Below are 12,942 nucleotides of genomic sequence, written 5' to 3' on the forward strand. Positions count from 1 at the left end.
AGCTGCCGCGATACGGCCTACTCGGTGTCGCCGAGCGCCTGACGAAGCAGGTGCATGAGCGCGGCGAGCTGGACCGAGTCGCTCGAGCCCGGATCCACCGCCTCACCGTCGAGGGCACGCAACGCGAGACCCTGTTTGGTGTCGATCAGTTCGGCGATCTTCGTATCGATCGTGTGAGCTGCGATGATCCGCCACGCCGTGACCGGCTCGTCCTGCCCGATGCGGTGGACCCGATCGATTGCCTGCGTCTGCTCGGCTGCCGTCCAGCTGAGCTCCGCGAGCACGACGTTCGAGGCAGCCTGCAGGTTCAGGCCCACACCTGCCGCGGTGAGCGAGCAGACCGCGATCGCGACATCCGCGTCCGCGTTGAACGCGTCGATCGCCTGCTGGCGCGCGGCGGTGGTCTGCTCCCCGCGGATCGAGACCGTCCGTAGTCCTGCCTGCGCGAAGTGACGCTCGGCGGCATCCATGACATCGATGTGCTTGGCGAAGAAGACGACTTTGCCGACCGATCGCTGCAGCTGAGCCGCGTAGTCGGCGGCAACGGTCGCCTTGGCCTGGCCGATGCGGCGCACCATCGTGAAGACGTTCTCGGATCCCGCGCCCGCAGCCTTCGACTCCTCGAGTTCACCCTCCGCAACGAGCCGGACGATGTCGCCGTCGATCTCGCCGGGCGCGAGCCCGCGGTCACCGCGAGCGTCGATGATCCGGCGGTACTTCGCAGCCAGCCGAGCGCCGAGCTCACGCTCGGCCTGGCGGATGGAGCGGCCGTACTCGTCGTCGAGTTCGACGGGAAGGTCGGCGATGAGCTTGTCGGGCAGGTCTGCCGCGACATCCTTCTTCTTGCGCCGCACGATGCCCATCGAGATGACGGCAGAGCGGGCCTCAGGGTAGAACGCCTTGTCCGCCGGGGTGAGACCCGTCTCGTCGAGCTTGGCCATCAGCTCCGGGCCGGGCTTCTCACCGGTCGTCCAGCCGAGGAAGCGCCAGATCGCGTCGAAGTCCTCGACATCGTTGATCAGCGGAGTTCCGGTGAGTGCCAGCAAGAGCGGGTCGCGCACCTGCTCCCGGATCCGACCGGCCAACGCAAGCACGTTCTGGGAGCGCTGCGACGTGAGGTTCTTGATGAAGTGGGCCTCGTCGACGACCATGCCCTTCAGGCCGATCGAGCCGAGCCACGACAGGTGTCGGTCAAGGATCTCGTAGTTGACGATGAAGACGTCGGCGAAAGCGTCAAGGTCCTCGCCGTCGCCCGAGATGACGGTCGCGCGACGCTGCGGCGTCCACCGCTCGACTTCGCGCGCCCAGTTCATCTTCACGACGTTGGGCACGACCGCCAGCAGCGGGTAGGCGCCGGCGACGGATGCCGCGAGCACCGACTGCGCGGTCTTTCCCAGGCCCGGCTCGTCGGCGAGGAGGAACGTGCGGTGGCCCTCACGCACGGACTCCAGGAAGCGGGACTGGTGCGGCATGATCTCGAGTCCCCGCGGCGAGAGCCTGTCGAACTCGGGAACCGGCGGCAGGTCCATCGATGCGGCAGCTCCGCCTGCACCGGTTTCGAACGCCTTGTACAGGGGACCCATCAGTTCCCAGCCGTCCAGGCGGCGCCGCGGCGTCTCCCGGGGAGCGCGCATCGTGAGGTCGGGGGCGAGGAACGGATGCGCCATCTGACGCGCCTCGATCGACGCGGGCACCACCTGTCGCTCCGCGAGCGCTGCGGGCACGACCTGCTGCGCGGGCGCCGGGGTGTCGGTGATGATCAGCTCGTCCGGAGGCAGCTCGGCACCGGACTCCAGCAACCAGTCACGGCGCATGCGGCGCGCGACCGGCGATGTCGCTTGATCGACCTCGAGCAGTTGGATGAGCGACGTATCCCGGGCGGCGGTCTTCGCCAGGATGGTCGCCACGCCGTCGAGTCGCTTGAGCAGCTCGACGCGAGCGGCATCCGTGATCGACGAGTCTGCCTTGACGCGCGCACGCTCCTCACGCACCAGGAACGCGATCACCTGGAACTTCACACGGTTGGTCGGCCCGAGTTTGCCGCGCTGGGCTTTGGCCTCGACCTCGCGCACCTTGCGGGCGAGGATCGGAATGATCGGGGCTTCGTCGTCGCGGCGCGCCGACGAGGACTTCTTGCGCCGCTGAGCGGCGGTTGCCGTGGCCGGCATGCTCCTCCTGAGCGTTCGTACATCTGTGACCGCCGCCCTGATGGCGGCGTATGAGCGTCTGGGACAGACGCGATCTCACTCGAACATCGACACCTGCGGCTCACAACAGCACGGGCACTCGCTTCGGCGAGCTGCGCGGTGTGACACGGCGTCCGCTCCATTCTAGCGCGAGTCGGAACCTCGCCAACGCGACGGGCCGTGGACGGCATCCGTGCGAGGTATCAGCTGCCGCTCACTGCCACAGCGTCGCGACGATATCCTCCGTATAACCGCTCGGTGCGAAGTCGACCCAGTGCGTGGCTACCCAGCCGCTGCCCTGCAGGTAATGGGTCTCACCGATGCGCACGATGTTGTCTTGCCGATCGATGGTCTGTTGCTCGATCCGGCACACCGTGCCGCCGGCAAGCGAATCGCAGGCCATTCCCGAGGCAGCGAAGGCCTCCCGCAGCGTGTCGGCCTCGGCTGCAGAGACCACGGAGACGTTCGTGACAAGACCCGGGGCCCCGGCCTCCCCCCAAGAGCAGCGGATCGTCGGAATACCGGATGCGAGGACCTCCAGTGCGTCGACGTTCTCGGTTGCGTAGATCGTGATGCCCGGGTCGTTCAAGGGCGGATTCGTCCGAGTCAGCTCATCGAGCATCGCCGGCGAGTAAAGGGCCTCGCACGACCCCGGCAGAGCGAAGTCCGCCGCGGCGGTCGGCGAGCTGGTCGGGGCGGATGTCGCACTCGGGCTCGACGCGCTGATCGACGCGGATGCTGTCGGTGTCGGTGTCTGGGCGGGAAGCGCATCGCACCCCGCGAGAACTGAGACGCCGACGACCAACATGGCGGCGGCGAGACCTCTCGACTGCATCCCTGCTCCTTGGACTCGGCGGCATGAGCGACGATACCCGGCCCCGGATGGCTCCGCTGTCCCCCGCGCCGCGCGATGCGTAGGCTGATGGCATGAGCCAGATCACCGAGGCGCAGCTTGCCGCCACGATCGACCACGCGATCCTCAAGCCCGAATTCACGCGGGACGACGTCGACGAACAGCTCGCGATCGCCCGCGAGTGGAACGTCTTCAGCGTGTGCGTACGCCCGTCCGACATCGCTCATGCCGTCGAGGTCCTCACCGATTCCGACGTGGCGGTGGGCACCGTGATCGGTTTTCCGCACGGCACCACCTCGACGGCCGCCAAGGTGGCAGAAACCCGCCAGGCCGCCCAGGACGGCGCGAGCGAGTTCGACATGGTGATCAACATCGGCGCGTTGCGTTCGGGCTTCGATGACGTCGTGCGTGACGACATCCGCGCCGTCGTCGCCGCTGCCGACGGCGCCGTGACCAAGGTGATCCTGGAGGTTTCGCTGCTCAACGACGAGCAGATCGAGCGAGGCTCACGGCTTGCCGAAGAGGCGGGCGCGACCTTCGTCAAGACCTCGACGGGCTTCGCCGGCGGCGGCGCGACGGTCGACACCGTGCGTCTGATGCGACGCTCCGTGGGTCCGCAGACGCAGGTCAAGGCATCCGGCGGGGTGCGCAGCCTGCAGGACGCGCTCGCGATGCTCGAGGCCGGTGCGACGCGGCTGGGAACCAGCGGCAGCGCAACCATCCTCGGCGAGCTCCGCGCGATCGAGGCGGGCGAGTCTGCCAGCGGCGCAGTCGACGAGTCGTCCTACTGATCAGTCGGGCGGCTGATCCCGCCCGAGGACTTCTCGCGTGCGTTCGACGTCATCGGCGATCTGCGCGACCAACGCGTCGACCCCCGCGAAGGCACCCATACCGCGGATCCGCTCGACGAAGCGGACTTCGACATGATGCCCGTAGAGGTCCAGATCGGTCTCGTCGAGCACGTAGGCCTCGACCTGTCGAGCCGAGACATCATCGAAAGTGGGATTCGTTCCGATACTGATCGCGGCCGGGTAGCGGGTTCCGGGGCGCAGGCCGCCGGCATCCGCCTCGTCCACGAGCCACCCCGCGTACACGCCGTCCGCCGGGACGAATCCCTCGAGGTCGTGACTGAGGTTCGCCGTCGGATACCCGATCTCTCGGCCCCGCTTGAGCCCGTGCACGACCTCTCCGACGACGGCGTGGTCGCGGCCGAGCAGCTTGCGCGCATCGCCCACGTGACCCGCGCTCAGCAGTTCGCGGATCCAGGTCGAGGAGACACGGCGACCGCCGTCGGCGGCCCGGACGTCATCGACGATGTCGACGTCGAATCCGTGTGCCCTCCCGAAGGACCGGAGCGTGTCCGCGGTACCGGCGCCCCCTCGCCCGAAGCGGAAATCGGAGCCGACGAGCACTGCGCGTGCCGCAAGTGCGTCCATGAGGACCGCACGGGCGAACTCCTCCGCCGTCAGCGACGCGAGGTGCTCGTCGAAGCGCAACACCAGGACGGCGTCCACGCCGGTATCGGAAAGCAGCCGCACCTTCTGGTGGACGCCGATGAGGCTCTCGGGGCACTTGTCCGGAGCAAGGAGCGCGAGCGGATTACGGTCGAAGGTGACTGCGACGACCTTGGCGCCCAGGGATACCGCCTCCACCTGGGCACGGTCGATGACCGCACGGTGGCCGGAATGCACACCGTCGAACTTGCCGATGACCACGACGCACGGACCGAAGTCCGACGGTACTTCGGCAGGGTCACGGAACACGATCATGAGGGGGCGAGTACCTCGGTCGGGGTCGAGAAGCGTGCAGGCCGGTGCGCCCAGAGCCACCACAGCCCGAGGAAGGGAAGCACGAGCGGAACGAACAGGTAGCCGATGTACCCGTCCGGTCCCAGCCCGCCGAAGTAGGACCACACGGACGGATGACCGAAGATGTCGGGGATCAGGTAGCTGAGCGTCCCGACGACGAGCACGCCTGCCAGTTCGAACGAGATCGCTATCCACGCGATCAGGTACCAGCCGCGTCGGCCCGCGAAGATCAAGGCGAGCGTGGCGATGATGTAGACCACCGCGGCGAGCGCCGACAGGGTGTAGGCCACCGGCGCCTCGTCGAACTCGCGGACGATCTGCACGAACGAGCGGCCGGTCGCAGCAAGAGCCATGATCAGGTAGACGATCACGAGGACCCGTCCGATTCCGGTCATGCGGGGTCGCGAAGGCGTAGTCATGGCGGCATTCATCCTACGTGCCCGCAGGGCCGGATTCGCGCCTCCAGGCTGCTGTGGGCGGACGAGCTCACGCGATCTGGACCGTCCAGATGACCTGCATCCGCCACACCATGACGGCCACGGACAGCGCCGCTATCCCCATGATGACGGTGCTCCAGCGGCTTCGCTCCAGGAGCGCCCAGATCACGGCCGCCGGCGGCAGGAGCGCCGCCGAGACCAGGTACACCCAGAACTCGAGGACGCTCCCGGTCGGGATGTTGCCCACGAACGGCGCCACGATCGCGACGACGACCTGCGCGACCAGGAGCAGTTCGAGCAGCGCGAGCGCGCCGACCGTGTAATCGCTCGGGCGACGGCCGACGAGCCCGAGGATGACACACAGCAACCCGCCGAGGACGGCGACCGCCACTTGCACATAGGTGAACCACAGGGTCATGAGCCCTCCGCCATGTTCATCGTGCTCTTGAGGTCATCGCCACGCCGCTCGAGGATGCCGACCAGCCGTCCGCCCGGGTCGATGGCCGCCCGTCCAGACGCCAGCCGGCCCGCGGCACCGAGGATTCGTTTTCCGTGTCGGAGGTCGCGCGCCTCGTCCTCGGTCACGGCAACAGGCCCGAGCACGGCGCTCGCGACAGCGGCCGCAGACAGCAGCCTGCCCGGATCCAAATCCTCGAGCCCGACGGCTTCGGTCACCGAGAAGGGGCCGATGCGCGTGCGCCGCAACGCCGTGAGGTGACCACCGACCTCGAGCGCGGCGCCCAGGTCGCGGGCGAGCGCCCGCACGTAGGTGCCGCTCGAGCAGTCGACGACGACATCGAGATCGATCACGGGTCGCTCGCCACCGGTTCCCTCCACGAGACGACGAGGAGAACGCGCCTGGAAACGCGACACCGTCACGGTGCGGGCAGCCAGGGCCACCTGCTCTCCGGAGCGCACGCGGTCATACGCTCGACGTCCGTCGACCTTGATCGCTGACACGGTACTCGGAACCTGCTCGATCGTGCCGGTGAGGGCGGCGATACCGGCCGCGATGTCGGCATCCGTGACTCCCTGGACGGGGACGGATGCCGTGACGGCGCCGTCCGCGTCGTCGGTGTCGGTCGACTCCCCCAGCCGGATCGTCGCCTCGTAGGTCTTGTCGAGACCGACCACGAATGTCAGCAGTCGCGTCGCGGCGCCGACACCGAGCACAAGCAGACCCGTCGCCATCGGATCGAGCGTGCCCGCGTGGCCGACCTTGCGGGTGCCCATCGCGCGGCGGGCGCGGGCGACGACGTCATGGCTGGTCATTCCACCGGGCTTGTCGACGAGCAGGATGCCGCTCGGATCGGTCATCGGACCACCTTCGGGTTCACGAGGTCGGCGGTGTCGACGACATCGGGTGCGCCGACCGGCTCCCGCACCAGCGTCACGGGAGGGGTGGCGGGCAGACACATGGATCCAGCCTATTCGGCCACCCCGTCCTCCTCCGCCTCCGGCTTCGCAGACCTGTCTGACCCCTGCGCGAGGCGGATCCGACGCAGCGCGGCCGGGGCGACCGAACCAAAATAGGCTGGGGCCGTGCATCCGTTCGCGACCGACCTCAACCGGTGGTTTCGAGAGAATGCGAGAGATCTCCCGTGGCGGGCCCCCGGCGTGGGGGCGTGGGCCATCCTCGTGAGCGAGTTCATGCTCCAGCAGACGCCGGTGAGTCGTGTGATCCCCCACCTGACGGCCTGGCTGGACCGCTGGCCGACTCCCGCCGCCCTCGCCGCGGCCTCACCAGCGGACGCCGTCACCCAGTGGGCGAACCTGGGGTATCCCCGCCGCGCGCTCTGGCTGCACCGCGCCGCAGAGGAGATCACCGAGCGCCACGACGGGGTGGTACCCCGTGACGTCGACCAGCTGTTGGCGCTGACCGGCATCGGGGACTACACGGCGCGGGCGGTGGCGGTGTTCGCCTACGGTGATCGGCATCCCGTCGTCGACACCAACACTCGCCGGGTGCTTGCCCGTGTCGTCGACGGATGCTCCCAGCCCGGCTCGCCCTCTCGGCGAGACCTCGAGGCGATGGCCGCGCTGCTGCCCGAGGATCATGCGGATGCCGCGCTGTTCAACGCGGCGGCGATGGAGTTGGGCGCGACGGTGTGCACGGCACGGCGGCCTCGCTGCGACGCGTGCCCCGTCGCATCCCGATGCGCGTGGCGCGAAGCCGGCTATCCGGACACCGGCGACAGTCGTCGCCGCCAAGCGAGATACGAGGGAAGCGACCGCCAGGTGCGCGGAGTGGTCCTCAAGGCGCTCCGCGACGCCGCGCCCTCCGCTGTGCCTGTTGACTCGCTTGCGGCGCAGTGGCCTGACCGGGTCCAGCGCGATCGTGCGATCGACTCGCTCGTCTCCGACGGTCTCATCGAGCTCGAGGATGACGTCGCCACTCTGCCGCGAGGCCGAAGGTCCCTATCCGAGGGCGTCCAGACCCATCTAGCGTCGACACCGTGAAGACGATCGTGGTCTACGAGTCGATGTTCGGGAACACGCGGGACATCGCCCGCGCCGTCGCCGAGGGACTGGCCGAGTGGTCGGATGTCTCGATCACGGATGTCGACGGCGCGCACAACGCCGTGCCGGAGGATGCCGCACTGGTCGTCGCGGGCGGCCCGACACACGCCTTCTCGATGACGCGCGAAGCGACCCGCCAGGACGCGGTCTCGCGCGGGGCAGTGGCGGCGACCACGCGAGGTCTGCGCGACTGGCTCGAGAACGTCACCGTCTCGAGACGTGTGCCCCTTGCCACGTTCGACACCCACGCCAAGCAGCGGTGGATCCCCGGCTCGGCGAGCAAGGCCGCGGCGAAGGAAGGGCGCTCGCGCGGCTTCGCACCGGTCGCATCCATCAGTTTCTTCGTGAGCGACGTCCAGGGTCCGCTCGTGGCCGGCGAACTGGAGCGCGCACGCCACTGGGGACGCTCCCTCCGGTCGAGGGTGCGTGCCTGAGGACCGTCAGTCCTCGTCCTCGGCGCCAGTACGCGGCGTCACGTACGGGTCGGCGTCACCGGCGTAGGTCGCGGACGCGGCAAGGCCCGCGACCGCGCTGTCCCGCTCGCGTGCCTCACGCAGCAGCTCCTCGATGTGGCCGGCGTCTTCAGCGAGGCCGTCATGGATGAACTCCAGCGTGGGCGTCAGCCGAACGCCGAGCTTGCGCCCCACCTCGCTGCGCAGCATCCCGGTCGCGGCGCGCAGCGCCTCGGCGGTCGCGGTGCGCTCCTCCTCGCTGCCCAGGACGGTGTAGAACACCGATGCGTGCTGCAGGTCACCCGTCACTCTCACGTCGGTGATGGTGACAAAGCCCATCCTCGGATCGCGCAGACCCTTCTCGAGCCGCTCGGCCACGAGCACCTTGATGCGGTCGGCCAAGCGGGCCTGACGTTCCCCAGTCATCTCATCTCTCCTTGCGCTTGCAGGACCGCCGAGATTCAGGATGCCCCGACCCGAGGGGGGACATCCTGAATCACAGCGTCCAGCGGCTCTCAGCCGCGAGGCTTCTCGACGAGCTCGGTCGTCTCGATCTCGTCGCCGACCTGGATGTCGTTGAACTTGCCGAGGCCGATACCGCACTCGTAGTCGGTGCGCACTTCGGTGACATCATCCTTGAACCGACGGAGCGACTCGATCGCAAGGCCGTCGGCGATGACGACACCCTCGCGGATGACGCGCGCCTTGGCGTTGCGGGTGATCGTGCCGCTGCGGACGATACATCCGGCGATGTTGCCGAACTTCGAGGAGCGGAACACCTCGCGGATCTCCGCCACACCCGACTGCACTTCTTCGAACTCCGGCTTGAGAAGACCCTTCAGGGACTGCTCCACGTCGTCGATCGCGTTGTAGATGACCGAGTAGAACCGGATGTCGACACCCTCGCGGGCAGCCCTCTCGCGCGCCTTCGAGTCCGGTCGCACGTTGAACCCGAGGATGATCGCGTTGTCGATCGTCGCGAGGTTCACGTCGGACTCGGTGATCGCGCCGACACCGCGGTGGATGATGCGCAGCTGCACCGAGTCGTCGACCTCGATCTTGAGGAGTGACTCCTCCAGCGCCTCGACGGCACCGGACACGTCGCCCTTGATGATGAGGTTGAGCGACTCGACCTTGCCCTCTTCGAGCGCACGGGTGAAGTCCTCGAGCGAGATCCGCTTGCGCGCCTTGGCCAGCTGAGCGTTGCGCTCGGCAGCCTCACGCTTCTCGGCGATCTGGCGGGCCATCCGGTCCTCGTCGGTGACGATGAACACGTCGCCGGCGCGAGGCACGGAGTTCAGACCCTGCACCTGGACCGGACGTGAGGGCGCTGCCTCCTCGACGGGGTCACCGTTCTCGTCGACCATGGCGCGGACGCGTCCGTATGCGGTTCCCGCAACGATCGCGTCGCCCACACGCAGCGTTCCGGACTGGATGAGGACGGTCGCCACCGATCCGCGGCCCTTGTCGAGCTTGGCTTCGATCGCCACACCGCGGGCGTCCTTGTTGGGGTTCGCGCGCAGGTCGAGCCCGGCATCCGCCGTCAGGAGCACGGCGTCCAGCAGATCCTGGATGCCGGTGCCCTGACGCGCCGATACGTCGACGAACATGACGTCGCCGCCGTACTCCTCAGCGACCAGTCCGTACTCGGTCAGCTGCTGGCGGACCTTCGCGGGGTTGGCGTCGGGCTTGTCGACCTTGTTGACGGCGACGACGATGGGCACCCCAGCGGCCTGCGCGTGGTTGAGCGCCTCCACCGTCTGGGGCATGATGCCGTCGTCGGCGGCGACCACGAGGATCGCGAGGTCGGTCACCTGCGCACCACGGGCACGCATGGCGGTGAACGCCTCGTGACCGGGGGTGTCGATGAAGGTGATCGCACGCTCGATGCCCTCGTGCTCGGTCCACACCTGGTACGCACCGATGTGCTGGGTGATCCCGCCGGCTTCGCCCGCCACGACGTTGGTCTGACGGATGGCGTCCAGAAGCCGCGTCTTTCCGTGGTCGACGTGACCCATGACGGTCACGACCGGGGGACGGATCTCGAGGTCCTCGTCGTCTTCCTCGGCAAGCTCCTGCTCGAGGTTCAGGCCGAATCCTTCGAGCAGCTCCTTGTCCTCATCCTCAGGAGAGACCATCTGGATCTTGTAGCCGAGCTCTTCACCGAGCACCTCGAAGGTGGCTTCGTCCAGCGACTCGGTGGCCGTGGCCATCTCGCCGAGGTTGAAGAGGATCGTCACGAGGGTGCCGGGCTGCACGGTGTAGCCGCGGATCGCTTCGAGCTTGTCGGCGAAGTCCGAGATCGACGCGCCCCGGCGCAGGCGAATGATCTCGCCGTTGCCCTTCTGGACGTTGACGCCGCCGACCTGCGGGGCATCCCGCATCTCGAATTCTTGACGCTTTGCCCGACGCGACTTGCGCTGCTTGGACTTGCCGCCGCCCTTACCGAAGGCACCTGCGGTGCCTCCGCCGGGGCCACGACCGCGCCCGCCACCGCCGGGGCGGGCGGGGAATCCACCGCCGCCACCGGGTGCGCCGGGACGAGCAAAACCGCCGCCACCACCACCGGGACGACCGGGTCCGCCGGGACGCTGCTGGAACGGAGCGCCGGGACGACCGCCGCCGCCGGGACGACCAGCGCCACCGGGACGACCGGGCGCGCCGGGACGACCGGGTGCGCCGGGGCGCGGAGCCTGCGGCCTCGGGATGTTGGCGGGCGTCGGACGCTGGCCCATACCCTGCTGCGAGGCGAACGGATTGTTACCCGGACGCGGACCGGCAGGCCGCTGACCCATGCCCTGCTGCGAGGCGAACGGGTTGTTGCCCGGACGCGGCGCCCCACCGGGACGCGGAGCCTGCGGGGTCGGCGCGGCCGACCCGCCCGTCGATGCGGGACTCGCGGGGGTCGGCGAACTCGGCGGTGTGGGCGATGCCGGGGCCGGCGTCGCGGCGGGCTCGGCAGCAGCCGGAGCCTCGGGCTTCTCCGCCGGCTGCGGGGTCGGACGCGGCCCCGGGGTCGCGGAGGGCCGCGCGGGGGTCGAACGACCGGATGCCGCACCCGGACGCGGGGCAGGGCGGGCGCCGCTCTTGCTCGAGGGGGCCGGCGCGCCGCTGGCGGGCGCCCCCTGGGAGGCGTCAGCCGCCTGTCCTTCGAATGCCGCGCGGAGCTTCCGCGCGACGGGAGGCTCAATCGTCGAAGAAGGGCTCTTGACGAACTCGCCGAGCTCCTTCAGCTTCGCGAGAGCCACTTTGCTGTCGATGCCGAGTTCGGATGCGATCTCGTGCACGCGTGGTTTTGCCACAGTTCTCCTGTCTGGGGCCCACCCAGACAGGGCGGACCGCTAGTTGCGGACGGGTCTCATTTCGAGCCGTTCACTTCGTGTCCATTGCCATTCAGCCGTTTCTCGTTCAGCCGTTTCGTGAGCGCTTGCGAATCCAGGGGTCCGGGTGCGCGAAGCGCGCGTACAAAAGCTCGACGCTTCAGTGCCGCGTCGATGCATTCCCGCTTCGGATGCACCCACGCGCCCCGCCCCGGCGCCGACGCTCGCTCGTCCCAGACGAGCGAGGAATCGATGGCTACGACGCGAAGAAGCGCCGACCGGGCAGCACGCGTGCGGCAACCGACGCACGTTCGTACGGCTTCCATCCTACACCTGCCCCCTGCGGCCGGCCCACGCGGGACGCTGCCCGTCAGGACTCGTCGAGGATGCTGTCGGGCTGGATGTCGATCTTCGCGCCCGTGAGCTTCGCCGCCAGTCGCGCGTTCTGCCCCTCCTTGCCGATGGCGAGGGAGAGCTGGTAGTCGGGCACGAGGGCGCGCACCGCCTTGGTCTTCGCATCGAGCACGAAGCTGGAGGTGACCTTCGCCGGCGACAGCGCATTCCCCACGAAGGTCGCAAGATCCGGGCTGTAGTCGACGATGTCGATCTTCTCGCCGCCGAGCTCTTCGGTGACGGCGCGGACGCGCCGCCCCAATTCCCCGATGCACGCGCCCTTGGCATTGATGGACGGATCGTTCGCCTTCACCGCGATCTTGCTGCGATGCCCTGCTTCTCGCGCGAGCGAGACGATCTCGACCAGCCCCGCGGGGATTTCGGGAACCTCCAGGGCGAAGAGCTTGCGCACAAGCCCCGGATGGGTCCGCGAGACGGTGATCGACGGGCCCTTTGTCCCCTTCGAGACCGACGTCACGTACACACGCAGACGCGAGCCGTGCGCGTAGTCCTCGCCGGGTACCTGCTCCTCCGGGGGCAGGATCGCCTCCACGGTCCCCAGGTCGACATGCACCATCCGCGGGTTCGGCCCCTGCTGGACGACCCCCGCGACGATATCGCCCTCCTTCCCACGGAACTCCCCGAGCACAGCGTCATCGGCGATATCGCGCAGTCGCTGGCTGATCACCTGCTTGGCAGCGAACGCGGCGATGCGCCCGAAGTCCTCGGGAGTCGTCTCCTCCTCGCCGATGACGACGCCCTCATCGTCCAGAAGCGGCACGAAGATCGCAACGTGACCGGTCTTGCGGTCCAGTTGCGCACGCGCTCCCTCGGGAGCCTCCCCGCTGGGCGAGGTGTGCTTGGCATAGGCGGTCAGGATCGCCTGCTCGATGATGCGAACGAGTTCGTCGAACGGAATGTCCTTCTCCCGCTCGACCGTTCTGAGCAGCGTCAGATCGATATCCATCGTGAC

Annotated in this window: 13 protein-coding genes; 3 read left to right on the plus strand and 10 right to left on the minus strand. The window is 68.5% G+C overall.

All coding sequences use genetic code 11. From position 1 onward, the window contains the following. Positions 1–17: 17 nt before the first annotated feature. Together AC3ENO_RS07050 and AC3ENO_RS07055 are read right to left on the minus strand one after the other, a co-directional pair. Positions 18–2,168: a DEAD/DEAH box helicase gene (locus AC3ENO_RS07050; protein ID WP_434969940.1), complete on the minus strand. Its 2,151-nt coding sequence runs from the start codon at positions 2,166–2,168 to the stop codon at positions 18–20. 232 nt (positions 2,169–2,400) lie between these two features. Next, positions 2,401–3,021, minus strand: coding sequence for a hypothetical protein (locus AC3ENO_RS07055; protein WP_434969941.1), 621 nt, complete (start codon positions 3,019–3,021; stop codon positions 2,401–2,403). Between the two features lie 92 nt (positions 3,022–3,113). On the opposite strand from AC3ENO_RS07055, the gene deoC reads away from it, so the two are divergent. Next, positions 3,114–3,830 (plus strand): deoxyribose-phosphate aldolase, encoded by a 717-nt coding sequence (gene deoC / locus AC3ENO_RS07060; protein ID WP_434969942.1) that lies wholly within the window; start codon positions 3,114–3,116, stop codon positions 3,828–3,830. Here deoC and AC3ENO_RS07065 read toward each other — a convergent pair whose 3' ends face one another. The 4 genes from AC3ENO_RS07065 to truB all read right to left on the minus strand — a co-directional run bounded on the left by AC3ENO_RS07065 (position 3,831) and on the right by truB (position 6,601). After that, the gene (locus AC3ENO_RS07065; RefSeq protein ID WP_434969943.1) at positions 3,831–4,808 is read right to left on the minus strand and encodes a bifunctional riboflavin kinase/FAD synthetase; all 978 of its coding nucleotides are present in this window, start codon (positions 4,806–4,808) and stop codon (positions 3,831–3,833) included. Next, a complete protein-coding gene (locus AC3ENO_RS07070) occupies positions 4,805–5,266 on the minus strand; it encodes a hypothetical protein (RefSeq protein ID WP_434969944.1) in 462 nt (153 codons plus the stop codon). The genes AC3ENO_RS07065 and AC3ENO_RS07070 overlap by 4 nt, the downstream gene beginning before the upstream one ends. 67 nt (positions 5,267–5,333) lie before the next feature. Further along, positions 5,334–5,702, minus strand: a complete 369-nt coding sequence (locus tag AC3ENO_RS07075; RefSeq protein WP_434969945.1) for a hypothetical protein — start codon at positions 5,700–5,702, stop codon at positions 5,334–5,336. Next, positions 5,699–6,601, minus strand: a complete 903-nt coding sequence (gene truB / locus AC3ENO_RS07080; protein ID WP_434969946.1) for a tRNA pseudouridine(55) synthase TruB — start codon at positions 6,599–6,601, stop codon at positions 5,699–5,701. The genes AC3ENO_RS07075 and truB overlap by 4 nt, the downstream gene beginning before the upstream one ends. Positions 6,602–6,826: 225 nt before the next feature. Here truB and AC3ENO_RS07085 point away from each other — a divergent pair, with 225 nt between their 5' ends. Beyond that, positions 6,827–7,744: an HhH-GPD family protein gene (locus tag AC3ENO_RS07085; RefSeq protein ID WP_434969947.1), complete on the plus strand. Its 918-nt coding sequence runs from the start codon at positions 6,827–6,829 to the stop codon at positions 7,742–7,744. Next, a complete protein-coding gene (locus tag AC3ENO_RS07090; protein WP_434969948.1) occupies positions 7,741–8,238 on the plus strand; it encodes a flavodoxin family protein in 498 nt (165 codons plus the stop codon). Before AC3ENO_RS07085 ends, AC3ENO_RS07090 begins: the two co-directional genes overlap by 4 nt. Positions 8,239–8,244: 6 nt before the next feature. Here the strand turns inward: AC3ENO_RS07090 and rbfA are convergent, their stop codons facing one another. From rbfA to nusA, 4 genes are all read right to left on the minus strand, one after another. Continuing rightward, positions 8,245–8,682: a 30S ribosome-binding factor RbfA gene (gene rbfA, locus AC3ENO_RS07095; RefSeq protein ID WP_434969949.1), complete on the minus strand. Its 438-nt coding sequence runs from the start codon at positions 8,680–8,682 to the stop codon at positions 8,245–8,247. Positions 8,683–8,771: 89 nt separating this feature from the next. After that, positions 8,772–11,558 carry a translation initiation factor IF-2 gene (gene infB, locus AC3ENO_RS07100; RefSeq protein WP_434969950.1) on the minus strand — a complete coding sequence of 929 codons (2,787 nt, stop codon included), beginning with the start codon at positions 11,556–11,558 and terminating at the stop codon, positions 8,772–8,774. A 56-nt stretch (positions 11,559–11,614) separates the two neighbouring features. Then, positions 11,615–11,902 carry a YlxR family protein gene (locus tag AC3ENO_RS07105; protein WP_434969951.1) on the minus strand — a complete coding sequence of 96 codons (288 nt, stop codon included), beginning with the start codon at positions 11,900–11,902 and terminating at the stop codon, positions 11,615–11,617. Positions 11,903–11,946: 44 nt separating this feature from the next. After that, complete coding sequence (nusA, locus tag AC3ENO_RS07110; protein WP_434969952.1) at positions 11,947–12,936, minus strand: transcription termination factor NusA; 990 nt, start codon at positions 12,934–12,936, stop codon at positions 11,947–11,949. Positions 12,937–12,942 lie beyond the last annotated feature (6 nt).

The sequence above is a fragment of the Microbacterium sp. bgisy207 genome (assembly GCF_057706855.1).